This window comes from uncultured Halovibrio sp. (assembly GCF_913056445.1).
GTDB classification, from domain to species: Bacteria; Pseudomonadota; Gammaproteobacteria; order Pseudomonadales; family Oleiphilaceae; genus Halospina; species Halospina utahensis_B.
Map to the genome: position 1 here is coordinate 26,660 of NZ_CAJXMA010000015.1, position 22,146 is coordinate 48,805.

Genomic DNA, 22,146 nt, shown 5'->3' on the forward strand with positions numbered 1-22,146 from the left:
CCATGACTGACGACCGTGAATACAAACGCCTTGTCTGGCACAGCCGCAGGGGCATGCTGGAGCTTGACCTGCTGCTCGTGCCCTTTGTGAAGGAAGCCTACCCCTCGCTGCCCGAAGCCGACCAGGCCCGTTACCGGACCCTGATCGAGTGCGAGGACAACGACCTCTTCGCCTGGTTCATGCAGCGCAGCCGCCCCGAGGACCCGGACCTTGCCCGCATCGTCGACCTCATCCTCCAGCGGGTTCAGCCGGATTGACGTCCCGCTGAGCCCTTCCCCGGGCCTCGCTGCCGTAGCCGCAGCGCCTTGGCTGCTGCCGGCGGGGCTGATCCTGGGCCTGGAGAGCATTCCCGGCGCTGTCACAGTGGGCGTGATCGCTGCCAGCGCGGTTGGCGCCATCACGGCCACCCGGCGCCAGCTCCTGCGCACCCGCCACAGCCCGCTGCGACTGATCGCCGGACCGGAGGGGCTGCGGACGGTGAATCCCCTGGGCGACGAACACCCAGTCCGGGTCGGTGCCGGTTCCCGGATCACCCACCGCCTCATCTGGTTGCGCCTCAGTGGAAGCGGCCATGCCCAACCCCTGCTGTTGAGCACCCTCCCCGGTATCCGCAATACTGACGCGCAAAGCCTGCGCCGACTGACGGGCTGGCTCCGGCTGGGGCCGAGCCGCGCCAGCGGTGAGTGAGCTCATGAATCCTTTTCACGGAGACACGGAATGACCCAGACGACCACGGCCCCCGCCACCCTGCCTGATGCCATGACCGCATCAGCCGATGCCCATCGGCTGATGCTGCTGGAAGGCCCGGATGTGGACCGTTTCCTCCAGGGCCAGGTCACCTGCAACATTGAGGAACTGACCCGCGAACACAGCCTGCCCGGCGCGGCCTGCACACCCAAGGGGCGTACCTATGCGCTGTTCCGCCTGGTGCGTCTGTCGCCCGAAAGGGTCCTGGTGCGCTTTCCCGAAACCCTGAGCGACCGGATCAGCCAGCAGCTGAGCAAGTACCTCGCCTTCTTCCAGGCGGAACTGAAAGCCGCAGAGGACTGGCAGCTCCTGGGCCTTATCGGGGAAGAACACCCCGCGACCCTCGCCCCGTCACTCCCGGCGGAGCTGAACGACGCCACCATCACCGACAATGGCGTCCTGGTACGCACCGTGCCGCTGCCGGACGGCCGGCCCCGGTTTGAGTTCTGGTGGAATACGGCCGCGAAGGAGGCACCAGAGCCGGATCAGCCTGGCACCGCATGGGAGCTCTCGGAAATCATGAGCGGCCTTACCCTGCTCAACGAAACCACCACGGAACAGTACATACCGCTGAACCTGAACCTCCAGTCCTACGGGGGCGTGAGCTTTACCAAGGGCTGCTACACCGGCCAGGAGATCATCGCGCGCATGCATCACCTGGGACAGCTCAAGAAGAGCCTTTTCCGTCTTGAGGCCCGCTTCACCGATACCCTCCCCGCCCCCGGCGACCGGCTGGTGGACGGCGACGGCAATGCCCTGGGTGAGATCACAGACAGTATCGCCACCGACGATGGCACCGTGCAGCTTCTCGGGGTTCTCAAGCATGCCGCCATGGAAGCCACCATCACGCTTGCCGATCAACCGGGGGCCCAGCTGGAACTGCAGCCACTGGGATATGACGTGCCCGAACAGCAGCCGTGACAAAATATAACGGCAGGCCGCGCCAGCTCCTGCTATAAAGAGGGCAGCATTTCAAAGCATTCAGGAGGCCCTCAGGGCTATGACGGAACTGGCCAATCGCATTCGTGATCAGCTCCTAACAGCCATCGACCAGGATCAACTGACCCTGCCGACGCTGCCGGAAGTGGCGCTGAAAGTCCGGGACATCGCCGAGGACGACAACGCCACCATCCAGGACATCTCAAAGACCATCAGTGATGATGCGGCCATGTCCGCGCGCATCATCAAGGTGGTTAACAGCCCCCTGTTCCGGGGATCACGCGAGATCAACACCCTCAACATGGCCGTCAGCCGGCTGGGCATGGACTACACCAGCAGTCTTGCGATGGGGCTGGCCATGGAACAGATGTTCCAGGCCACCTCGGATATGGTGGACCGGCGCCTGCGGACCATCTGGCAGCGCAGCACCGAAATCGCCGGCATTGCCCAGGTACTCGCCCAGCACTACACGAAGCTCCGGCCAGAGCAGGCGACCCTGGCGGGTCTTGTCTGCCAGATCGGCGCCCTGCCGGTACTGCGATTCGTCGAGGACCATGACCTGCAGGTCAACAGCGCCATGCTGGACAACCTGGTGGATGAGCTCCACCCGGTGATCGGGGACCGGATTCTCAAACGCTGGGACTTCCCTCTGGAGCTGCATCACGTGCCGTCAGAGCACGTGAACTTCGGGCGCCAGGTGCCGGAAGCGGACTACGCGGATGTGGTCATGGTCGCCAGCCTTCAGACCCTGGTGGGAACCGGCCACCCCTACACGGAAATGAACTGGCACGAGGTCACAGCGTTCCATCGCCTCGGTCTGGATCCGGAATCCGGAATGGAGGATGACGAGGATCTGGGCGAGCAGATGGACGCGGCCATGGCCCTGCTCAAGGGCTGATCCCGCTCAGCCCTGTGCCTGTTTGCCGCCACGGTAACGGGCTTCCAGTGTGGCCTGGTCCGGCAGCGCCCAGTCCACCTCCGGAAGTCCCTTCTGCGCCAGCCACTCGTTGGTCCGCGAGAACCATTTCTGCCCGAAGAACCCCCGATGGGCGGCAAGAGGCGATGGGTGGGGCCCTTCCAGCACCAGATGCCGGTTGCGGTCGATGAACCCACCCTTCTTCTGGGCGTAGCTGCCCCACAACAGGAAAACCACGCCTTCACGCTCCTCGTTGAGGTGCCCGATAACCCGGTCCGTGAAAGTCTCCCAGCCCTGGCCGCGGTGTGCTCCGGCGTTGCCCTGGGCCACGGTCAGTACACTGTTGAGCAGCAGCACACCCTGCTCCGCCCAGGGCTGCAGGCAGCCGTGATCCGGAATGGGCGCGCCCAGGTCCTGATTCAGTTCCTTGAAGATATTCACCAGCGAGGGCGGCACCTGGACACCGGGCCGGACGCTGAAGCACAGGCCATGGGCCTGACCCGGCCCGTGGTAGGGATCCTGCCCCAGAATGACCACCGAGGTGCGCTCGAACGGCGTGCTGTTGAGCGCATTGAAGCAGAGGCTGGCGCGCGGGAACAGAGTTTTCCCGGCCTGCTCTTCCGCGGCCAGGAATTCCCCGAGCTTTTCCATGTACGGCTGGCTGAATTCACCCTCAAGGCGTTCCCGCCAGCCGGTGCCCGGTTTCAGATGCGACAGCAGCGCTTCCGTGGCCGGGTGCATGCTCAGCCCCTCTCGGGTCTCATCGCCGGGAACAGGATGACATCGCGGATCGAGGGCGAATCCGTCAGCAGCATCAGCAGCCGGTCGATACCGATCCCCTCACCCGCGGTCGGCGGCAGGCCGTATTCCAGCGCCGTGATGTAGTCCTCGTCGTAGAACATGGCCTCGTCATCGCCGGCCGCCTTTTCCTCGGCCTGCTCCCTGAAGCGCTGGGCCTGGTCCTCGGCATCGTTGAGCTCGGAGAACCCGTTTGCGATCTCGCGCCCGCCCACAAAGAGCTCGAAACGCTCGGTCACGCTCGGATCATCGTCACAGCGGCGTGCCAGCGGTGACACCTCGGTCGGATACCGGGTAATGAAGGTGGGCTGGGTCAGCCGGTGCTCGGCGGTCTCCTCAAAGATCTCGGTCTGGATGCGCCCCAGCCCCCAGCCGTCTTTGACGTTGATGCCCAGAGCCGCGGCGGCCTTCGCCGCCTGCTCCGGATCCGAGAGCTGTGCCTCGGTCAGCTCGGGATTATGCTCCAGGATCGCTTCCATCACACTCAGGCGCCGGAAAGGACCCGAGAAGTCGTAGGTAACGTGATCCACGATCTCGCCGTTCTCACCCCGTACCCCGTTGCTGAAGTGCGCTTCGCCAAAAACGCTTTCCGTCACTTCCCGCAGCAGGTTCTCGGTCAGTTCCATCAGGTGGTTGTAGTCCGCATAGGCCTGATAGAACTCAAGCATGGTGAACTCCGGGTTATGCCGGGTGGAGAGCCCTTCGTTGCGGAAGTTGCGATTGATCTCGAAGACCTTCTCGAACCCACCAACCACCAGGCGCTTGAGATAGAGCTCCGGCGCCACGCGCAGGAACATGTCGATATCCAGCGCGTTGTGGTGGGTCACGAAGGGCCGGGCCGCAGCACCGCCGGGGATCACCTGCAGCATGGGCGTCTCCGCCTCGACGAAGTCGCGGCTGGTGAGGTAATGGCGGACGTGGTTGATGACCTTAGAGCGCACCTTGAAGGTGCTGCGCGTGTCCTCGTTCATGATGAGGTCCACGTAGCGCCGGCGGTAACGCTGCTCCGGGTCCACCAGGCCCTTGTGCTTCTCCGGCAGGGGCCGGAGTGACTTGGTCAGGAGCTGGTATTCCTCCATCACCACGTACAGGTCGCCCTTACCGGACTTCGACAGCGTACCCTTCACGCCCACGATGTCGCCCACATCCCAGTCCTTGATCTCCTTCTGCACCTCCTTGGTGCTGTAGATCTGGATCCGGCCACTCATGTCCTGGATCACCGAAAAGGGCTTGCGGTCCAGCATCAGGCGCCCGGCCACTGCCACCTTCATGTTCAGCTCGGCCAGCTCTTCCTTGCTGTAGTCGCCGTAGCGCGCCTGCAGCTCCGCGGCGGTACTGTCCCGCTCAAAGTCATTGGGGAACGGGTTGTCGCTGGCGTCCCGCCGCGCCTGGAGCTTCTCGCGGCGCTCGGCGATCAGCCGGTTCTCGTCCTGGGATGGCGTTGCGTCGGTGTTGTCCGTCATGGGCGAAAGATTCTCCGGTGGTTACAGGCCCTGCTTGAGACTGGCGATGATGAATTGATCAAGACTCCCGTCGAGCACATTCTGCGTATTGCTCGTTTCCACGCGCGTACGAAGATCCTTGATGCGCTGGTCATCCAGAACGTAGGAGCGGATCTGGCTGCCCCAGCCGATGTCCGACTTGTTGTTCTCGGCAGCCTGTTTCTCCTCGTTGCGCTTCTGCAGCTCCAGCTCGTAAAGCTTGGCGCGCAGCTGCTTCATCGCGTAATCCTTGTTCTGGTGCTGGGAGCGGCCGCTCTGGTTCGCCACCACGGTGCCCGTGGGCTGGTGGGTGATCCGCACCGCGGATTCCGTGGTGTTAACGTGCTGGCCACCGGCGCCGGAGGCGCGGTACACGTCGATCCGCAGATCCGAGGGGTCAATCTCGATCTCGATGTTGTCGTCGATCTCCGGCGAGGCGAACACGGAGGCAAAGGAGGTGTGCCGGCGGTTGCCCGAATCAAAGGGCGACTTGCGCACCAGCCGGTGCACGCCTGTCTCGGTGCGCAGCCAGCCGTAAGCGTACTCGCCCTCGATCCGGATGGTGGCGCTCTTGAGACCGGCCACATCACCGTCCTGGGCCTCGAGCACCTCGTACTTGAAACCCTTGGCCTCGGCCCAGCGCAGGTACATGCGCAGCAGCATATTGGCCCAGTCCTGGGCCTCCGTGCCGCCGGAGCCGGACTGGATGTCCAGATAGCAGTTGCTGGCATCCATATCGCCTGAGAACATCCGCCGGAACTCCAGCTTCTCCAGCTCCCCTTCCAGGGTCTGGAGTTCGCCGGTCACGTCATTGGCGGCCGCCTCATCCTCCTCGGACTCGGCCATCTGGAGCAGCTCTTCCGCATCGCGGATGCCGGTGCTCAGCCGGTCCAGCGTGGAAACAATGGCATGCAGGCTGGCATGCTCCTTGTTCAGTGCCTGGGCGCGGTCCGGATTGTTCCAGACTTCAGGCTGTTCCAGTTCGCGTTCGACTTCCGTCAGCCGTTCCTTCCTGCTGTCGTAGTCAAAGATACCCCCTAAGCGCTTCCGTACGCGCTTCCAGGTCACGAATGGTCTGAATGATCGGATTGGTTTCCATAGCCGACGGCCTCTTGTTGAGTGGGCATGTCAGAAAGATGGCTTATTGTAACGAATGCGCAGGGCACTGAATACGCGGCTTACAGCGGCTCCAGATGCAGTACGCGCAGCTGCAGCCGCTCGCGCCCGCGGAAGCGGTTGGCATCCAGCTGGTAGGCAAGCCGGGCCCGCCGGCATTCGCACGGCCACTGATCGGTGTCGATATTGAAGGCGATGCCGTCCAGCGGTGAGTTCCATCCGGGCACGCCGATCTGCAGCTTGAGGTGGCGCTCGCCCACAATCCGCTGCTCCAGGAGCTCGAACTCACCGTCGAACACCGGCTCGGGGAACCCCTGCCCCCAGGGTCCGCCGCTGGACAGAAGGTGGGCGGTTTCGAGGGTCAACCAGTATGGCTCCAGTTCACCGTCACTGAGGATCTCCGGGCGCAGAAGCTCCGGCTCAACCCGCTCGCGGACCAGTTCCGTCACTGCCTCCCGGAACCGGTCCACACCGGAGTCAGTCAGGGTCATGCCAGCCGCCATTGCATGGCCGCCATAACGATTCAAAAGCCCCGGATGGCGGGCATCGAGCTCCGCGATCAGGTCCCGGATATGCAGGCCTGGCACGGAACGGGCCGAGCCCTTGAGCAGCCCCTCACCACCGCGGGCGAAGGCGATCACCGGACGGTGGAAGCGTTCGCGGATGCGCGAGGCCAGAAGACCGATCACGCCTTCGTGCCACTGTTCATCGTGCAGGCAGAGCACCGGCGGCAGCTCGCCCTCATCCAGGTGCAGCCTGGCCAATGCCGCCTCCGCCTCGCCGCGCATGTCCGACTCAATGTTCCGGCGCTCGCGGTTCAGGCGGTCCAGTTCGGAGGCAAGGCGCTGCGCCTCGCCCTCATCCTCCGTCAGCAGGCATTCAATGCCCACGGCCATGTCGTCCAGGCGGCCCGCCGCGTTGAGGCGCGGGCCCAGGACAAACCCCAGATCCGTCGCTTCCAGCGCATCCGCATCCCGAGCAGCCAGTTCAAGCAGTGCCCGGATGCCGGGGCGTGTCCGGCCGGCACGGATACGGCGCAGCCCCTGGGCCACCAGGGTTCGGTTGTTGTGATCCAGGGGCACCACGTCCGCCACCGTGCCCAGTGCCACCAGATCCAGGTATTCCGCCATTGCCGGAGGCGCCTGGGCAAACCATCCGGCCACTTCCAGGTGTCTGCGCAGCGCGCTCATCACATAGAAAGTCACGGTAACGCCGGCCGTATTGCCGGTGGGAAACCCGCAGCCTGGCTGGTTGGGATTGACAATGGCCTCGGCCCCCGGAAGCGTCTCCCCGGGCAGGTGGTGGTCTGTGACCACGACGCGCACGCCCTTCTCCCCGGCCCTGGCCACCCCTTCATGGGCGGCAATGCCATTGTCGACGGTCAGGATCAGATCCGGGAGGCTGCCCTCCTGCGCCAGCTGGTCGATAATGCCCGGCGTCAGGCCATAGCCATCCGTGAAGCGGCTGGGCACACGGTAGTCCACCTGGTGGGCACCGAAGCGGGTGAGTGCCAGCACCGCCAACGCCGTGCTGGTAGCGCCATCGGCGTCAAAGTCGCCCACGATGGTAATCCGCTGCCCCTGCATCACGGCATTGGCAAGCGTGGAGGCGGCCATCTCCATCCCCAGGAAGCCCTCCGGGCGAGCCAGGGAGGCAAGGCCATAGTCGAGCTGGCTGGCGTCCATGACGCCCCGGGCGGCATAGAGCCGCCGCAGGAGAGGATGTAGATCGGCACTGGCGAGGGCATCCCCGCCGGCGCCAACACGCCGAACGATGGTCTGCTGCATAGGGCTCAGCTGTCGGCGTAGCGCCAGTTACGGGCCATGAACTGCTGAATGGTGGCGAGGTCGTTGTCCAGCACCGTGAACCGCTCCTCCCGCTCCATCAGATCCGAGAGGTGCTCGGGCAGTGCCGCCTCGCGGGGCACGCCGGAACGGGTCACGGCATCCGGGAACTTGGCCGGGTGCGCGGTCCCCATGGTCACCATCGGCACGGTGGCATCACGCCGGCAGCGCCGCGCCGCCTCCACGCCAATGGCCGTGTGCGGGTCCAGCAGGTACTCGGTTTCGCCGTAGACTTCGGCAATCACCTCACAGGTGCGCTCATCGTTCACTGAGAGGCTGTCGAACAGCCCGCGGGCTGATTTCCAGCGGTCATTTTCCAGTGACACAGCACCATGCTCTGCACTTTTCAGGAACTGAACCACGCTCTCTGGATGGCGACCATAGAGGTCGAACAGCAGCCGCTCGAAGTTGCTTGAGATGGTGATGTCCATGCTCGGCGACAGGGTGTGCTGCAGCTTGCCGGTCTCGTAGTGATTACCGCTGATGAACCGGTGCAGGATGTCATTCTGGTTGGTGGCGACCACCAGCTGCTGCACCGGCACACCCATCTGCCTTGCCAGGTAGCCAGCGAAGATATCGCCGAAATTACCGGTGGGCACCGAGAAAGCCAGGCTGCGGTGCGGACCGCCCAGAGCCAGTGAGGCGTAGATATAATAGACGATCTGGGCCATGATCCGGGCCCAGTTGATGGAGTTGACAGCCACCAGGGAGGTCTTGCCTTCCAGGAAGGACTGGTCCGCAAAGCTGGCCTTGACCATCTTCTGGCAGTCGTCGAAATTCCCGTCCACCGCGATGTTGTGGACGTTGTCGCTGAGCACGGTGGTCATCTGGCGCCGTTGCACCTCCGAGACCCGCCCGTGGGGATGCAGGATGAAGATGTCCACGTGCTCTGAGTGGCGGCAACCCTCAATGGCCGCCGAACCGGTATCGCCGGAGGTGGCACCCAGGATCACCACGTGCTGGCCACGCTTTTCCAGAACATGGTCCAGGAGCCGGCCCAGCAGCTGCAGGGCGAAATCCTTGAACGCCAGCGTCGGGCCCCGGAACAGTTCCATGACCCATTCGTTGGCATCCAGCTGCACCAGGGGCGCCACCGCACGGTGGGTAAAACCGGCGTAGGTCTCACGGACCATGGCCCGGAAGTCGTCCTCGGCAATGGATTCCTCGACGAAGGGATACATCACCCGGCAGGCCAGTTCGTCGTAGGGCAGCCCACGCAGCGCCATCAGATCCTCCGGCGTATAGCGCGGCAGGGTTTCGGGCACGTAGAGCCCGCCGTCAGTGGCAAGCCCCTGCAGGAGCACGTCTTCAAAGCTGAGCGCGGGCGCCTGCCCGCGGGTGCTGATGTATCTCAAGGCAGTATTCCGTCAGTGTCCAGGGTCAGTTCTCAGAGAAAGTTCTCGGCGCGGATGCGCACCACCCTGCCCTCTACCTCGGGCAGTGCTTCCATTTCGGCAATGGCATCGTTGACCTGTTTCTCCAGAACCGTATGGGTCAGCAGGATCACCGGGATCTGGCCGTCATGCAGTTCGGATTCCTTCTGCATGATGGATTCGATGTTGATGCCGTTCTCGCTCATGATGGAGGCCACCTTGGCGAGCACACCGGGCCGATCCAGCGCCTGGATGCGCAGATAGTAGGCCGAGCGGATCTCGTTCGGACTCAGGATTCGGTGATCGGTCACCGCATCAGACTCGAAGCCAAGATAGGGCACGCGCTGCGCGCTGTCGGTCGACACGGTACGCGCCACATCCACCAGGTCCGCGATCACCGCGGAGGCCGTGGCCTCATCCCCGGCACCCGGGCCGTAGTACATGGTCTGGCCGACCGCATCACCATCAACAAGCACGGCATTGAGAACGCCGTCGACCTTGGCAATCAGATTCTTCTCGGGCACAAGTGTCGGGTGCACACGCAGCTCAATGCCATCCTCACGGGAACGGGCGATGCCCAGGTGCTTGACCCGGTAACCCAGAGCTTCCGCGTGGGTGATGTCGTAGGGCGTGATATTGGCAATGCCCTCGGTATAGGCCCGGTCGAACTGCAGTGGTACGCCGAAGGCGGCCGAGGCCATGATGGTCAGCTTGTGGGCCGCATCGATCCCCTCAACATCGAAGGTGGGATCGGCTTCGGCATACCCGAGTTCCTGGGCTTCCTTCAGCACTTCATCGAAATCGCGCCCGGCCCGCATCTCAGTGAGGATGTAGTTGCCGGTGCCGTTGATGATGCCCGCGAGCCACTGGATCCGGTTGGCGGCCAGTCCCTCCCGGATCGCCTTGATGACCGGAATACCACCGGCAACGCCCGCCTCATAGGCGACAATGACGTTCTTCTCCCGGGCCGCGTCGAAGATCTCATTGCCGTGCTGTGCGATCAGGGCCTTGTTCGCGGTGACCACATGCTTGCCCTGCTCGATGGCGGCCAGCACCAGACGGCGGGCATCGTCATAGCCCCCGATGAGCTCAACGACAATATCGATGTCCGGATCATTGACCACATCGTTCAAGTCCGTGGAGAACGGCGTGTCACCCAGACCCAGGTCCGGGCGCGGGCTCCGGTTCGCTACACGCGCCACGCGCAGGTTGCAGCCGGCACGACCGGCGATGATCCGGGCGTTGCGCTGCAGGACCTCCCAGGTTCCGCCACCAACGGTCCCGAGACCACAGATTCCGATGTTCACGTCCTTCAACTGGCCACCTCTCGTTCGCTTGAAAAATGCACGTCAATGCCGGGGAAACGCGCATGTTATACGCTTTGCGCGCCGAAAAAAACTCGACAACCTCCCAGCGTTACGGTTACGTCAGCCGTCGAGCCCGAGCTCCCTCGCCAGGACTCTCGGGGGTTTGTAGCCCCGGATCATGCGGCCGGATTCCGTAACCAGCGCCGGTGTTCCGCGGACGCCGAATGCACGCCCCATCCGGAAGTGGGATTGTACCGGTGACTCGCACTGGCCCGCGGATACGGACTCTCCCTGCTTGGCCCGTGTCATGGCGCTGCGGCGATCGTCCGAGCACCAGACCGCATTCAGCTGCCGGGCGCCCTTGCTGCCGGGACCTCCCCGGGGATAGGCCAGATAGTTGACCCGGATACCCAGGTCATTCAGGGCCTCCATGTCACGGTGAAGCTTGCGGCAGTAGCCACAGGTCGTGTCCGTGAACACATAGAGATCGGCCTTGACCCCGCCTTCATCCGGCCCGAAACGGATCATCTCACCGCTGTCCAGCTTCGACAGCGTCTGTCGGCGCTGCCGGGTACGGGTCTGCTCGGTCAGATTGGCGATGCCATCGTCGCCAAGACGCAGCATCTGGCCTGTGAACAGATAGCGGCCATCAGCGGTTGTATAGATCAGGTTACCGCCACCCTGAACGGCGTACAGGCCCTCACGTTCCGTTTCCCGGATGCTGTCCAAGGGCATGTCAGGAAAGCTCTCTTTCAGGCGCTCGCGGATCCGCTCCTGCGGGGATTCCGCCTGTGCTGCTGTGGTCAGCAGCATGGCAGCGAGCAGCAGAAAAGCGGCTGATAGGCGTCTCATGATCAACTCCGGGTTCACTTTCAATGTTCCGGAGGATACCGGATTTCCGCTGGTCTGTCGTTGATCAGCCCCGGGGATGGTGGGTCTGGTGGAGCTGCTGCAGCCGCTCCCGCGCCACATGGGTATAGATCTGGGTGGTCGACAGATCACTGTGCCCCAGCAGCATCTGGACCACCCGGAGATCCGCGCCGTGGTTGAGCAGATGGGTCGCGAAGGCATGGCGCAGGGTATGGGGCGAGAGCGGTTTGTGGATGCCGCCCCGCACGGCGTAGCGCCGGATCCGATACCAGAACGCCTGGCGCGTGAGGTGCCCGCCACGACCTCCGGGAAACAGGGCGTCCGTGCCGGCGCCCCCGGCCAGCTCCGGCCGGGCTTCCTGCAGATACCGGTCAAGCCATTCAAGGGCTTCCTCGCCCATGGGCACCAGGCGCTCTTTGTTGCCCTTGCCCAGAAGCCGAACCACACCCTGGCGCCGGTTCACCTGGGAGAGCCGCAACGCCACCAGCTCCGAGACCCGAAGACCGCAGGCATAGAGCAGTTCCATCATGGCCCTGTCGCGGAGTTCAATGGCTTCCTCCGTGTCAGGCGCATCCAGGAGGGCTTCCACATCCGCCTCTGTCAGAGTATCCGGCAGACGCCGGGCCAGTTTCGGACTGTCCAGACGCAGCGTCGGATCCTCGTCGATCAGGCCTTCACGCAGGAGGTAGCGGTAAAACCGTCTGAGGCAGGAGAGACGCCTGGCCGCCGTACTTGAGCGGGCTCCAGCAGAGAGCACACTGGAGAGGTAGTCCATGAGACAGCTCCGGTCCACGCTGGACAGATCCTTTTCAGGATACTGCCGGGCGAGCCAGCGTCCGAACTGTCTGAGATCGCTTTCGTAGGAAAGCCGGGAGCGGTCGCTCAGGCCGGATTCCAGCCAGAGCGACTCACTGAATGACGCAACCAGTTGCTCGTTGCGTTCCTCAGCCAAGCTTTTCCTTGATCCGCGCGGCCTTACCGGAGAGCTGACGCAGATGGTACAGCTTCGCCTGGCGCACATCACCGCGACGCTTGACCGAAATGCTGTCAATCAAGCGGGAATGCGTCTGGAAGGTCCGCTCGACACCGATGCCATAGGAGCGCTTGCGTACGGTGAACGAGGAGTTCAGGCCACGGTTGCGCTTACCGATAACCACGCCCTCAAACGCCTGCAGACGCTCGCGGTTGCCCTCGGTTACCCGCACCTGAACGACCACGGTATCACCCGGGCCGAACTCGGGAACGGAGTCCTTGAGCTGCTCGTTTTCAATTTCCTGGATGATACTGTTCTTGCCACTCATCGTTTCGCTCACTCCTGAATGTGTCACCAATCCGACCCGCCATCCGGCCGTTCGTTTTCAATCTCCGCCAGCAGTCGCTGCTCCTCGGCGGTCAGTTCCCGTTCGCGGAGCAGTTCAGGGCGTCTGATCAGGGTCCGCTGCAACGACTGTTTCAGCCGCCAGCGCCGGATCCGCTCGTGATCGCCACCGAGCAGGACCTTCGGCACCCTGGATCCGCGATGCTCCTCCGGGCGCGTGTAATGCGGGCAGTCAAGCAGCCCGTCCGCGAAGGAATCCTCCACGGCGGACTGGCTGTGCCCCAGAACCCCCGGTATCTGGCGGACTACTGCATCCACCAGAACCATGGCCGCGAGCTCGCCGCCACTGAGCACGTAATCGCCGATGGAGATCTCCTCATCCACCCGCGACTCCAGCACGCGCTCATCAATGCCTTCGTAGCGCCCGGACAGCAGTACCAGACCGGGTTCCGCTGCCAAGGACTCGACCATCGCCTGATCAAGCACCCGGCCCTGGGGCGAAAGGCAGATGACCTTCGCCTCCCCGCCGACCCGCTCAACCGCCTCGTCTATGGCGGCCTCCACCGGCTCGGCCTTCATGACCATGCCCGGTCCGCCTCCGTAGGGGCGGTCATCAACCGTACGATGACGGTCGTGAGTAAAGGACCGGGGGTTGATGCAGTCCAGCACCAGATGCCCTTCGGAAACCGCCCGGCCGCTCACCCCATAGTCGGTGATTGCCCGGAACATTTCCGGAAAAATACTGATGGCCGCAACCCGCAACCCGAGCGCCTCTTGTCTGACCCGTGACCGTTCACCCGGTGCGCGGGCCGTTTCTCAGAATTCCGGATCCCAGTCAGCCTCGAGGACACCGTCCTCCAGGTTCACCGATCGGACAATCTCATCCGGCAGGAAGGGGATCAGCCGCTCCCTGCCATCCATGCTGGCTGCGTCAGCACGCACCACCAGCACGTCATTGGACCCGGTCTCGATCAGGTGGTCCACCACCCCCAGGTCATGCCCTTCATCGGCAGTCCTTACCCGCAGCCCCTGGAGCTGGTACCAGTAGTACTCGCCCTCCCCGAGCGGCGGAAGCTCACTGGTCTCAACACGGATGTCGAGACCGCAGAGGCTGGCCGCCTGATCCCTGTCCTCAATGCCTTCAAGCCTGGCAACCAGTGTCTTGCCATGGGGCTTGCCGGTCACAAGGCGGACCTTGCGGGGCTCGCGGGACGGTGAACGCCCATCCACCAGGGTCCAGTTGCTGTACTGAAAGATATTTTCCCGGGGCTCAGTGTACGAATACACCTTCACCCAGCCCTGCACCCCGTAAACCGAGGTGATCTGGCCCAGTACGGTTTCCCCGACCCCCATGGATACGACTCCCTTACTCGGAAGCCGCCTCTTTCAGCAGGCTGCTCACCCGCTCAGTGGGCTGCGCACCCTGGTCGATCCAGTACTGGGCACGCTCGGTGTCGAGCCGCAGACGCTCTTCGTTGCCGCGCGCCACCGGATTGAAAAAGCCCAGCCGTTCGATGTAGCGGCCATCACGGGGCTTACGGCTGTCCGTGACCTGGACGTGGTAGAACGGGCGCTTCTTGGCGCCGCCTCGTGTCAAACGGATTGTTACCATTTCAACGACTGTCCTGTTGCGTTCGAATAATCAGTTCAGGCAAGCCTGTGCATGCGAACCGGCTGTCACGGGCTCAGTTACGCCCGTGCGAAAGGGCTGGCATTCTACTGTAAAACGCCGGCCCTGAAAAGCATTGATAACGGGCGTCAGCGCCGCCCCATGGGAGGCATGCCACCACCGCCCATACCGCCGGGCCCACCTCCGGGTCCACCGGGACCGCCCTGCCCCATCATACCCTGCATGCCGCGCATCATGTTCTCCATGCCGCCTTTCTTGCCCATCTTCTTCATCATCTTCTGCATCTGCTTGTGCTGCTTGAGCAGGCGGTTGATCTCCTGCATCTGCACACCGGAGCCGGAGGCAATGCGGCGTTTGCGGGAACTGCTGATGACGTCCGGGTAGCGGCGCTCATGCGGAGTCATGGAGGAGATGATCGCCTCCATGCGGCCGATGGACTTATCATTGACCTGCTTTTCCGCCATCTCCTGGTACTGACCCATACCGGGCAGTTTCTCGAGCATGGCGCCCATGCCGCCCATACTCTTCATCTGCTGGAGCTGGTCCCGGAAATCCTCCAGATCGAACTTCTTACCCTTCTTGATCTTCTTGGTGAGCTTCTGGGCCTTCTTCTGGTCGACCTTCTGCTCAGCATCCTCAATCAGGGAGAGCACGTCCCCCATGCCCAGAATGCGCGAAGCGATGCGGTCCGGATGGAACACCTCAAGCGCGTCGTTCTTTTCGCCCACACCCATGAACTTGATGGGCCGGCCCGTGATATGGCGCACGGAAAGCGCGGCACCACCGCGGGCATCACCATCGGCCTTGGTCAGGATGACGCCACTGAGCGGCAACGCCTCACTGAAGGCCTTCGCGGTGTTGGCCGCGTCCTGGCCACTCATGGCATCCACCACGAACAGCGTCTCGTTGGGCTGGACCGCCTTATTCAGCCGCCCGATCTCGTCCATCATGTCGTTATCGACGTGCAGGCGGCCCGCCGTGTCGACGATCACCACATCGATGAAACGCCGGCGTGCCTCATCCACCGCGTTGTTGGCGATGGTGACCGGATCCTGGTCGGTGCTGCTCGGATAGAAGGTGGCGTCCACCTCACCCGCAAGCGTCTCCAGCTGATTGATGGCCGCCGGACGATAGACGTCGGCGCTGACCACCAGCACTGACTTCTTCTCGCGCTCCTTCAGATAGCGCGCCAGCTTGGCCACACTGGTGGTCTTACCCGCGCCCTGAAGGCCGGCCATCATGATCACCGCCGGGGGCTTGCCGTCGAGCTTCAACGGCTCGGCCGCCCCCATGACGGCTTCCAGTTCACTCTGGACAAGCTTGATGAACGCCTGCCCCGGCGTGAGGCTGCGCATCACCTCCTGGCCCATGGCCTTCTGCCGCACGTTCTCGACGAAGTCCTTGACCACGGGCAGCGCTACGTCCGCCTCGAGCAGCGCCATACGCACTTCGCGCAGGGTTTCACTGATGTTGTTCTCGGTCAGCTTCGCCTGGCCGGAGATCTTCCGGAGGCTTCCAGAGAGCCGATCGGTCAGATTATCAAACATGGACGCCCGCAATTGTCGGTTGATGTTTAACGCCATTATAACCAGACTGAGCGCTTGGAGACGAACCGGAGCCGGTCATACCAACACACATGGGCACGACCATCATCGCCTTCACCGCTGTCATCCTCTACGGTGCGGGAACACTGCTACAGGCACTGCGGATCCGATCAGGCAACCAGCGCGCTGGCTGGCTTGCCCAGTTCACCGGGGTTCTGGCCATTGCCGCCCATCTCAGTTTCGCCCTGCGCTTCATGGTCCTGGAGGGTGGCGTTAACCTCTCCATGCTGGTTGCCGGCACAACCATCGCCGCGCTACTGGCAGCGCTGGTGCTCATCCTGTCCCTGCGCTACCCGGTGCAGCCGCTGCTGCTGATCGCCTACCCAATCGCGCTGCTGAGCATTCTGGTCAAACTTGCTTTCTATACCGGCCCCCGGATCATCGATGATTCCAACCTGGGGGTTCTGCTGCACGTCAGTCTGGCCATCACCGCCTTCAGCCTGCTGGCGCTGGCCGCAATCCAGGCTGTCCTGCTCTATCTCCAGCACCATCACCTCAAGGCCCATCACAGCGGCTTTCTGGTGCGCGCGCTGCCACCGCTGGAGACCATGGAGGCGCTGTTGTTCGGGCTGATCCACACCGGGGTTGCCATCCTCACCCTGGCGATCATCACCGGCGCCATTTTCGTCCAGGACCTCTTCAGCCAGCAGCTGGCCCACAAGACTGTGTTCACCCTGCTGGCCTGGCTGGTATTCGCCGCGCTCATCCTCGGGCACCAGATCCGCGGCTGGCGGGGTGCCGTGGCCAGCCGCTGGACCCTGGCCGGCTGCGTTCTGTTGACCCTGGGCTACTTCGGAAGCCGCCTGGTCATTGACGTCATCCTCTGACGAACACCGTATGGACAGGGACCCTCAGCCTTGAACGAAGCCTCATTAACCACGCTCAGCGCGATCCTGCTCCTGCTGATCATCCTGTCCGCGTTCTTTTCAAGTTCCGAGACCGGCATGATGGCGCTCAACCGTTACCGGCTGCGCCACCTCAGCAAGACCGGCCACCGGGGCGCCCTCCGCGCCGACCGCCTCCTTGCCCGCACGGACCAGCTGATCGGCGTCATCCTGATCGGCAACAACTTTGTGAACATTCTGGCCTCGGCCATCGCCACCCTGATCGCGGTCCGCATCTGGGGTGACGCCGGTGTCGTCATCGCCACCATCGGCCTGACCATCATCATCCTGATCTTCTCGGAAGTGACGCCCAAGACACTGGCAGCCCTGTACCCGGAAAAGATCGCCTTCCCAGCCTCACACGCGCTCGGACCACTGCTGAAACTGCTCTACCCGGTGGTGTGGACCCTCAACCTGATCACCAACAACCTGCTGCGCCTCATGGGGGTGCGCCTGGAAGGCGACCAGGGCAGCGACCACCTGAGCCGGGAGGAACTGCGCACCCTGGTCAATGAGTCCGGCTCGATGCTGCCGGGCCGCCACCAGGACATGCTGCTCAGCATCCTGGACCTGGAAAAGGTCACGGTGAACGACATCATGGTTCCGCGTAACGAGATCGTGGGCATCGATCTGGATGACCCCATGGATGAGATTCTCAGGCTCGTACGCGGCAGCCAGCACACCCGCCTGCCGGTCTACCGCAGCGACATCAACAACACCGTGGGCATTCTTCACCTGCGCAACATCAGCCGCCTGCTGCACACGGATGAGATCAACAAGGCCACGCTGATGCAGCTCTGCCGGGAGCCCTATTTCATCCCGGAAAGCACGCCGCTGCACACCCAGCTGTTCAATTTCCAGAAGGAACGCCGCCGCATCGGTATCGTGGTGGACGAATACGGTGACGTGCTCGGTATCGCCACTCTTGAGGACATTCTCGAGGAGATCGTGGGCGAGTTCACAACCGACTTCGCCTCCAGCAGCAGCCAGGACATTCTGCCCCAGAGCGACGGCACCACCATTGTTGACGGCACCACTCCCATCCGGACCCTGAATCGGGCTCTGAACCTGGACCTGCCCACGGACGGCCCCAAGACCCTCAATGGCCTGATCACGGACTACCTGGAATCCATCCCGGAAAACAACCTCTGCCTGTCGCTGCACGGCATGCGACTGGAAACCCTCCAGATCAAGGACAATGTTATCCGCACGGTCCGCATCCACCCGATTGAGCTCCCCGAGCCTCCCTCCGGACCAGAAAATGAGAAACCGGACAAGTAACACTTTGTTATTATGGTTTAGTGTTTGTACACTGAGTATACATCGCAAGCCCAGTGCGCCATGCGAGCCAGTGGGGACACGCCATGAGCGAACAATCCGGCATTCATCCCGTTCCGCCCGGCCAGGGCCGGCGTAACGGCAGCACCCTTCCCGAAGCGATCCGCCAGGTCCGTGACACGGTAACGCCCGGGCTGTGCGATCTTCTGGGCGGCACACTGGACGCCATTGATGATGCCCTGTTCGAGCTGGCCAACGGCGCACGCAGTAACAACGACCAGAACCGCTACTTCGAGACCATGCGCGAGATCCGCATCAAGCGTAAGGGCATCGAGAAACAATTCCGCGAGGCACTGACCAACCTGTTCCTCAACCCCCCGGGGAGCAACGCCGAGGAAACTCACGACCAGCCACAGAGCGTCGATGCCGACAGCCTGTCACTGGTCGACAACGACGACCTTGAAGAACAGGTTGCCATCAACGCCATGATCACCAAGGCGACGGTCAGCTTCCAGGGCCCCCTGCTCCAGCTCCAGACGCGCCTCACAGCCCTCTATCCCGGCCATGACCGCGAGCATACGGTGAACCCGCTGGCTCCGGAGCACCTGTGCAGCGCGTTCCGTGACGCCTGTTCCGACCTGGATATCCAGATCCGGGAAAGGCTCATCCTGCTCAAACACTTTGACCGGTATCTGCTCGCCAGCCTGGGCATCGTGCTCGATGAGGCCAACCGCATCCTGATCCAGGCCGGAGTGATCCCGGATTTCCGCTACGAGGTCCATACCCGGGGCAGCCAGGATCACCCGGATCCGGAGCGCCCCCGGCATGAAACGGGCGACCGCACGGAACAGGAAGCCAGTGACGAGGCCAGGGAATTCCTGTCGAGCATCAGCTCGCTGCTGTCCGGCTACCGTCGCTACAGCACCGATGCCATGGGCAACGCGCCCTCAGACTCCTTCCATATCGTATCCAAAAGGGAATTGTACGATTTGCTTTCAAGAATCCCCCAACCCCAGCCCCGGAGCGACCTGAGCCAGGGCGCCCCGGACCGCCCCGATCTGCGCGGCCTGGTGGGCGAGCTGCTGGAGCGCCAGTCCGAGACGCAGGGTAACCAGGCCGCACTCGAGACCATGGACGAGGACCTGATCAACCTGGTCGCCCTGCTGTTCGAGTTCATCCTCGACGACCGCAACCTCTCACCCCCGATCCAGGCACTGATCAGCCGGCTGCAGATTCCGGTTCTCAAGGTGGTGGTCCGTGACCGCTCCTTCCTCAGCAACCCCTCCCACCCGGCGCGCAAGCTGCTCAACGCCCTGGCGAGGGCAGGCATCGGATGGAACGACCACAGCGAGAAGAACCGGGATCGGCTGTATAACGAGATCCAGCGGGTGGTGCAACGCATCCTGGAGGAATTTGATGGCGACATCGCCCTCTTCGAAACGCTGTACGACGAGTTCGAACAGTTCCTGCAGCGCGAGACCCGCAAGGCGACACTGGTCGAGCAGCGCACGCGGGAATCCGAAAGGGGCCGTATCAAGTCCCGCCGCGCTCAGGAGACGGTCGACCAGGTCCTGCGGGAGCGGCTGGACGGACGGAATGTCCCGGAACACGTACACCAGCTGCTGACCCAGGGCTGGAGCCGGGTCATGTTCCTGGCCTATCTGCGCGATGACAACGAACACCGCTGGGCCCATACCGTCAGGGTTGTGGACGACCTGCTGTGGTGCCTGCGCCCCCAGGCGGAAAGCGATGGCCGTGAGCAGTGGGTGCGCCTTGTGCCCACCCTGATCAAGACCATCAGGGCCGGCCTGGAGGAAGTCTCCTACAATGCCAACCGGCTGGACGAGACCATGACAGGCCTCAAACGGGATCTCACCCAGGCCTTCCGCCGCCAGGCCCTGGCGGAAGCGGCCGAGGACGGCCCGCCCCCGGGACCTGTCGTACAGACCGCGGTCAAGCAGAGCCAGGCGTTCGAGGATGCCGCCATGGCGGAGCACTACGAGAAGCTGGAAACCATCAGCATCGGCGACTGGGTGGAATTTCACCTTGTCAACGGCACCCAATTCCGCTGTAAGCTGTCCGCAGTCATTGAGGATGCCGACAGCTTTGTATTCGTCAACCGCATGGGCCTGAAGGTGGCGGAAAAGAGCCGCGCCGACCTGGCCCACGAGCTCAGGCGCGGGCGCATGACCCTGCTCGAGCAGGGCGCACTGATCGACCGGGCACTGCATGCCGTTGTCGGAGGCCTGAACCGCAAGGCCGGCTAAAGCATGGACGGCCAACGGCCCTGGAGTACATGACAGAGCCCCCGAACCAACAGACCCCTTACCCGCTTGTACTGGCGCTGTCGGTGGCCCTTTTTATCCATGTGGTCCTGGGCACCCTGGTCAATGCGTGGCTTTCCCTGCCGGCTCCAGAAGAGCCCGCGCCGGCTGTCAGCGTACGCATCGCTCCGCCGGGCAGCAGCAACCAGCGGTCACCGGTGCAGCCGGAGTCCCCGCCCCGAACCCGGGACCAGAAGGCCCCGCGCGATGAGGCCCCGGAAACCAGCGCTCCCGAAGCCAACGCCACCACACCGGGCACAACAGACAGGTCCGCGGAGCCGACGGCTTCACCGGCTGGAAAAGCCAACGGAAAGGATGCCCCCCGGGAAACCGCTGCCCAGCCCGAAGAATCGCCTTCGCCGGACAAGGCGGCCAGTAACGCCGGCCACGATGCCCCGGCCAACGAGGCCGATACGCGCACACCGGTTACCCGGCTCAGCCAGGACGACAGACGGGAACGCTCAGACTACGAAATCGCACTGTGGGAACAGATTGCCCGGGAAGTGGAATACACGCCGCTTCTGGCGGAACTGGAGGAGCCCAGAGAGGTAGTCCTGGATCTGAGGCTTATGACCAATGGAGCCCTCAGGCGGGCCCGGGTGGGCACACCCTCGGGGATCCCGGAGCTTGATGGGGTGGCGCGGGAAGCCGCCCTGGCGGCAACGCCCTTCCCGGTGCCACCGGAGGGACGCCGCCGCTTCAGTGTCCGGCTCATATTCGAGCCGGCCCGGCCGGAGTGATCTCAGGCGCCGGAATTATCCTCGGTTGCCTCGGCGGCACTGTCCACCACTTCCTGGAGCTCACCGCTTTCGTGCATCTCCAGGATGATGTCGCAGCCACCGACCAGCTCACCGTTCACGTACAGCTGCGGGTAGGTCGGCCAGTTGGAATAGACCTTGAGCCCTTCGCGCAGCTCGTCGTTATCGAGAATATTCACGTAGGCGAAACGCTGGCCACAGGCCATGAGAGCCTGGACCGTCTTGGCGGAAAACCCGCACTGGGGCGCCTGGGGCGTTCCCTTCATATACAGCAGGATGGGGTTTTCACTGAGTTGTTGCTTGATGGTGTCGTTGATGTCCATTGATCCTCCAGCTGGAACACGCTGATCGTTATCGGGCTTCATTCTACAGGACATACCCATACCTGACCATTGTACTGGGTTATTCGCTACAGCCTTCCGGCGAAGCGTGCAGCCACCGGCCCGGTTTGCCAGCCCCCGAGTTTAACGCTAGTATTGGCTTCACACGGAGGCAGCTTTGAAGGCTGCCTTTTTTGTTTCAGTGAGGCCCTCTGCCATGGCGAACCAGCCATTGCTCAACACTTACGGTCGCCTGCCCGTCGTCTTTGAACACGGTCGCGGGATGTGGCTCTATGATACCGAGGGCCAGCGCTACCTGGACACCTTCACAGGTATCGCCGTATGCGGCCTGGGGCACAGCCATCCCGGCGTGGCGGGCGCCATAAGCCAACAGGCGGAACGCCTGACCCACTGTTCAAACCTGTTCCACTGCAAGCTCCAGCAGGAGCTGGCGCACCGTGTCTGCAGCCTTACCGGCATGGACGGTGCCTTCTTCGCCAACTCCGGCGCTGAGGTCAACGAGACGGCCATCAAGCTGGCACGCCATTACGGCCACCAGCGCGGCGTGACCAACCCCAGCATCATTGTGATGGAAAACGCCTTTCACGGGCGTACCCTCGCGACCCTGACGGCCACCGG

Annotated in this window: 23 protein-coding genes; 9 read left to right on the top strand and 14 right to left on the bottom strand. The window is 63.2% G+C overall.

Annotated elements, in window-relative coordinates; genetic code table 11:
- Positions 1-2: 2 nt before the first annotated feature.
- The 4 genes from QZ501_RS05145 (at position 3) to QZ501_RS05160 (ending at position 2,584) form a co-directional block, all read left to right on the top strand.
- On the top strand, positions 3-257 hold the full coding sequence (locus tag QZ501_RS05145) for a succinate dehydrogenase assembly factor 2 (protein ID WP_151441353.1): 255 nt from the start codon (positions 3-5) through the stop codon (positions 255-257).
- Positions 211-687: a hypothetical protein gene (locus tag QZ501_RS05150; protein WP_295717721.1), complete on the top strand. Its 477-nt coding sequence runs from the start codon at positions 211-213 to the stop codon at positions 685-687. Before QZ501_RS05145 ends, QZ501_RS05150 begins: the two co-directional genes overlap by 47 nt.
- A 30-nt stretch (positions 688-717) precedes the next feature.
- The gene (locus QZ501_RS05155) at positions 718-1,668 is read left to right on the top strand and encodes a hypothetical protein (protein ID WP_295717723.1); all 951 of its coding nucleotides are present in this window, start codon (positions 718-720) and stop codon (positions 1,666-1,668) included.
- Between the two features lie 79 nt (positions 1,669-1,747).
- Positions 1,748-2,584 carry an HDOD domain-containing protein gene (locus tag QZ501_RS05160; protein ID WP_095617697.1) on the top strand — a complete coding sequence of 279 codons (837 nt, stop codon included), beginning with the start codon at positions 1,748-1,750 and terminating at the stop codon, positions 2,582-2,584.
- 6 nt (positions 2,585-2,590) lie between these two features.
- Here the strand turns inward: QZ501_RS05160 and ung are convergent, their stop codons facing one another.
- The 13 genes from ung to ffh all read right to left on the bottom strand — a co-directional run bounded on the left by ung (position 2,591) and on the right by ffh (position 15,886).
- Positions 2,591-3,343: a uracil-DNA glycosylase gene (ung, locus tag QZ501_RS05165; protein ID WP_151441304.1), complete on the bottom strand. Its 753-nt coding sequence runs from the start codon at positions 3,341-3,343 to the stop codon at positions 2,591-2,593.
- Positions 3,344-3,345: 2 nt separating this feature from the next.
- The gene (lysS, locus tag QZ501_RS05170) at positions 3,346-4,863 is read right to left on the bottom strand and encodes a lysine--tRNA ligase (RefSeq protein ID WP_160898551.1); all 1,518 of its coding nucleotides are present in this window, start codon (positions 4,861-4,863) and stop codon (positions 3,346-3,348) included.
- Between the two features lie 21 nt (positions 4,864-4,884).
- Positions 4,885-5,980 (bottom strand): peptide chain release factor 2 gene (gene prfB / locus QZ501_RS05175; RefSeq protein WP_151441306.1). Its coding sequence is split into 2 segments (ribosomal slippage): positions 4,885-5,907 and positions 5,909-5,980, totalling 1,095 coding nucleotides; the frame shifts between segments, so codons are not numbered across the junction.
- Positions 5,981-6,059: 79 nt separating this feature from the next.
- Complete coding sequence (gene recJ, locus QZ501_RS05180; protein ID WP_295717730.1) at positions 6,060-7,784, bottom strand: single-stranded-DNA-specific exonuclease RecJ; 1,725 nt, start codon at positions 7,782-7,784, stop codon at positions 6,060-6,062.
- 5 nt (positions 7,785-7,789) lie between these two features.
- Positions 7,790-9,196: a threonine synthase gene (gene thrC, locus QZ501_RS05185; RefSeq protein ID WP_151441308.1), complete on the bottom strand. Its 1,407-nt coding sequence runs from the start codon at positions 9,194-9,196 to the stop codon at positions 7,790-7,792.
- 32 nt (positions 9,197-9,228) lie between these two features.
- Positions 9,229-10,530, bottom strand: coding sequence for a homoserine dehydrogenase (locus QZ501_RS05190; protein ID WP_151441309.1), 1,302 nt, complete (start codon positions 10,528-10,530; stop codon positions 9,229-9,231).
- 111 nt (positions 10,531-10,641) lie between these two features.
- Positions 10,642-11,373 carry a DsbC family protein gene (locus QZ501_RS05195; protein ID WP_295717735.1) on the bottom strand — a complete coding sequence of 244 codons (732 nt, stop codon included), beginning with the start codon at positions 11,371-11,373 and terminating at the stop codon, positions 10,642-10,644.
- Between the two features lie 64 nt (positions 11,374-11,437).
- Positions 11,438-12,343: a site-specific tyrosine recombinase XerD gene (xerD, locus tag QZ501_RS05200; protein ID WP_237416514.1), complete on the bottom strand. Its 906-nt coding sequence runs from the start codon at positions 12,341-12,343 to the stop codon at positions 11,438-11,440.
- Positions 12,336-12,692: a 50S ribosomal protein L19 gene (gene rplS, locus QZ501_RS05205; RefSeq protein ID WP_095617688.1), complete on the bottom strand. Its 357-nt coding sequence runs from the start codon at positions 12,690-12,692 to the stop codon at positions 12,336-12,338. The genes xerD and rplS overlap by 8 nt, the downstream gene beginning before the upstream one ends.
- 23 nt (positions 12,693-12,715) lie before the next feature.
- Positions 12,716-13,471 carry a tRNA (guanosine(37)-N1)-methyltransferase TrmD gene (gene trmD, locus QZ501_RS05210; RefSeq protein ID WP_295717741.1) on the bottom strand — a complete coding sequence of 252 codons (756 nt, stop codon included), beginning with the start codon at positions 13,469-13,471 and terminating at the stop codon, positions 12,716-12,718.
- Positions 13,472-13,525: 54 nt separating this feature from the next.
- Entirely contained in the window at positions 13,526-14,062 is a 537-nt protein-coding gene (rimM, locus tag QZ501_RS05215) for a ribosome maturation factor RimM (protein ID WP_151441313.1), read from the bottom strand.
- Positions 14,063-14,075: 13 nt separating this feature from the next.
- A complete protein-coding gene (gene rpsP / locus QZ501_RS05220) occupies positions 14,076-14,321 on the bottom strand; it encodes a 30S ribosomal protein S16 (protein WP_095617685.1) in 246 nt (81 codons plus the stop codon).
- Positions 14,322-14,467: 146 nt separating this feature from the next.
- A complete protein-coding gene (gene ffh / locus QZ501_RS05225; RefSeq protein ID WP_151441314.1) occupies positions 14,468-15,886 on the bottom strand; it encodes a signal recognition particle protein in 1,419 nt (472 codons plus the stop codon).
- 89 nt (positions 15,887-15,975) lie between these two features.
- Here ffh and ccsA point away from each other — a divergent pair, with 89 nt between their 5' ends.
- The 4 genes from ccsA to QZ501_RS05245 all read left to right on the top strand — a co-directional run bounded on the left by ccsA (position 15,976) and on the right by QZ501_RS05245 (position 21,169).
- A complete protein-coding gene (ccsA, locus tag QZ501_RS05230; protein WP_151441315.1) occupies positions 15,976-16,770 on the top strand; it encodes a cytochrome c biogenesis protein CcsA in 795 nt (264 codons plus the stop codon).
- Between the two features lie 30 nt (positions 16,771-16,800).
- Complete coding sequence (locus QZ501_RS05235) at positions 16,801-18,108, top strand: HlyC/CorC family transporter (protein WP_151441316.1); 1,308 nt, start codon at positions 16,801-16,803, stop codon at positions 18,106-18,108.
- A gap of 83 nt (positions 18,109-18,191) precedes the next feature.
- On the top strand, positions 18,192-20,372 hold the full coding sequence (locus QZ501_RS05240) for a DUF1631 domain-containing protein (RefSeq protein ID WP_295717745.1): 2,181 nt from the start codon (positions 18,192-18,194) through the stop codon (positions 20,370-20,372).
- A gap of 29 nt (positions 20,373-20,401) precedes the next feature.
- The gene (locus QZ501_RS05245) at positions 20,402-21,169 is read left to right on the top strand and encodes a TonB family protein (RefSeq protein ID WP_295717748.1); all 768 of its coding nucleotides are present in this window, start codon (positions 20,402-20,404) and stop codon (positions 21,167-21,169) included.
- Positions 21,170-21,171: 2 nt separating this feature from the next.
- Here the strand turns inward: QZ501_RS05245 and grxD are convergent, their stop codons facing one another.
- Positions 21,172-21,510, bottom strand: coding sequence for a Grx4 family monothiol glutaredoxin (grxD, locus tag QZ501_RS05250; RefSeq protein WP_151441319.1), 339 nt, complete (start codon positions 21,508-21,510; stop codon positions 21,172-21,174).
- Positions 21,511-21,724: 214 nt separating this feature from the next.
- Between grxD and QZ501_RS05255 the strand changes: the two genes are divergently transcribed.
- Positions 21,725-22,146 (top strand): aminotransferase class III-fold pyridoxal phosphate-dependent enzyme (locus QZ501_RS05255; protein ID WP_295717751.1); only part of this gene is annotated, 422 nt, incomplete at its 3' end.

What these genes read in the sequence shown, in the direction of transcription:
- QZ501_RS05155 (WP_295717723.1), top strand. Translation starts at nt 718, where the DNA reads ATGACCCAGACGACCACGGCCCCCGCCACCCTGCCTGATGCCATGACC.
- lysS (WP_160898551.1), bottom strand. Translation starts at nt 4,863, where the DNA reads ATGACGGACAACACCGACGCAACGCCATCCCAGGACGAGAACCGGCTG.
- ffh (WP_151441314.1), bottom strand. Translation starts at nt 15,886, where the DNA reads ATGTTTGATAATCTGACCGATCGGCTCTCTGGAAGCCTCCGGAAGATC.
- rplS (WP_095617688.1), bottom strand. Translation starts at nt 12,692, where the DNA reads ATGAGTGGCAAGAACAGTATCATCCAGGAAATTGAAAACGAGCAGCTC.
- ccsA (WP_151441315.1), top strand. Translation starts at nt 15,976, where the DNA reads ATGGGCACGACCATCATCGCCTTCACCGCTGTCATCCTCTACGGTGCG.
- rpsP (WP_095617685.1), bottom strand. Translation starts at nt 14,321, where the DNA reads ATGGTAACAATCCGTTTGACACGAGGCGGCGCCAAGAAGCGCCCGTTC.
- QZ501_RS05160 (WP_095617697.1), top strand. Translation starts at nt 1,748, where the DNA reads ATGACGGAACTGGCCAATCGCATTCGTGATCAGCTCCTAACAGCCATC.
- recJ (WP_295717730.1), bottom strand. Translation starts at nt 7,784, where the DNA reads ATGCAGCAGACCATCGTTCGGCGTGTTGGCGCCGGCGGGGATGCCCTC.
- QZ501_RS05145 (WP_151441353.1), top strand. Translation starts at nt 3, where the DNA reads ATGACTGACGACCGTGAATACAAACGCCTTGTCTGGCACAGCCGCAGG.
- QZ501_RS05195 (WP_295717735.1), bottom strand. Translation starts at nt 11,373, where the DNA reads ATGAGACGCCTATCAGCCGCTTTTCTGCTGCTCGCTGCCATGCTGCTG.
- grxD (WP_151441319.1), bottom strand. Translation starts at nt 21,510, where the DNA reads ATGGACATCAACGACACCATCAAGCAACAACTCAGTGAAAACCCCATC.
- rimM (WP_151441313.1), bottom strand. Translation starts at nt 14,062, where the DNA reads ATGGGGGTCGGGGAAACCGTACTGGGCCAGATCACCTCGGTTTACGGG.
- QZ501_RS05245 (WP_295717748.1), top strand. Translation starts at nt 20,402, where the DNA reads ATGACAGAGCCCCCGAACCAACAGACCCCTTACCCGCTTGTACTGGCG.
- ung (WP_151441304.1), bottom strand. Translation starts at nt 3,343, where the DNA reads ATGCACCCGGCCACGGAAGCGCTGCTGTCGCATCTGAAACCGGGCACC.
- QZ501_RS05240 (WP_295717745.1), top strand. Translation starts at nt 18,192, where the DNA reads ATGAGCGAACAATCCGGCATTCATCCCGTTCCGCCCGGCCAGGGCCGG.